This is a genomic window from Mesorhizobium sp. M7A.F.Ca.CA.002.15.2.1 (genome assembly GCF_003998715.1).
In the GTDB taxonomy this organism is placed as follows: Bacteria; Pseudomonadota; Alphaproteobacteria; order Rhizobiales; family Rhizobiaceae; genus Mesorhizobium; species Mesorhizobium ciceri.
Genome location: NZ_RZPI01001187.1, coordinates 1 through 677, shown reverse-complemented (window position 1 = coordinate 677; position 677 = coordinate 1). Strand labels below are relative to the sequence as shown.

Genomic DNA, 677 nt, shown 5'->3' with positions numbered 1-677 from the left:
GACAGGCTCATACCTGTCCGCCGGCAGGAAGCGTGTGCCTTCGGCGAGATAGAGCAGGATGGCGTTGGATTCGGCCAGCCGCCGGCCATCGTCGAACTCGAGCAGCGGCACCATGGCGTTCGGGTTCTTGGCGACAAAGTCGGCTTTGCGTGTGTCGCCTGTGTGCGAACTCACCTCGACGTTGGTGAAGGCTAGGCCAAGCTTCGCCATCAGCAGGCGCGGCTTGTAGCAATTGCCGCTGTCTATCATGCCGTAAAGTATCATGGCTGTTCCCCCGAGCACTGTCTCCGCGCGATTATCGCAGCGGCGGCGGACTCAACCAATGATTTGTTTTGTCGCGACGATCAGCGCCGCTGATGTGTGAATAGTGGCGCCCCTAGCCGAACAGCGGGACGACATTGCCGCCGGTACCCAGCAGCGTGTCGATGTTCAGTGGCTCTTCCTCGAAAACGGTCCCCGCCAAGGCTGGGCGGGCGAGGAGAAAACCCTGCAGCAGGTCGACGCCGCCTTCGAGCGCGGCGCGCAGATGGGTGGGCTGCTCGATGCCTTCGACCAGCACCTTGGCGCCGCGGTCATGCAAGCTGGAAACCAGCGGGCGGAAGAACCGTTCGGCGGCAGCGTGGCGACAGAACTCCGCGAACCAGGTGCCGTCGATCTTGACGATGTCGGGCTTGAGC

The 677-nt window shown here is 62.9% G+C and carries 2 protein-coding genes; both read right to left on the bottom strand.

Going from position 1 to position 677, the window contains the following annotated elements; all coding sequences use genetic code 11:
• On the bottom strand, nt 1-264 hold a 264-nt coding region (locus ENZ74_RS33550), incomplete at its 3' end, for a glutathione S-transferase N-terminal domain-containing protein (RefSeq protein ID WP_206522405.1).
• 112 nt (nt 265-376) lie between these two features.
• Nucleotides 377-677, bottom strand: a 301-nt coding sequence (locus tag ENZ74_RS33545; RefSeq protein WP_164761488.1) for an EAL domain-containing protein, incomplete at its 5' end; no start/stop codon positions are given.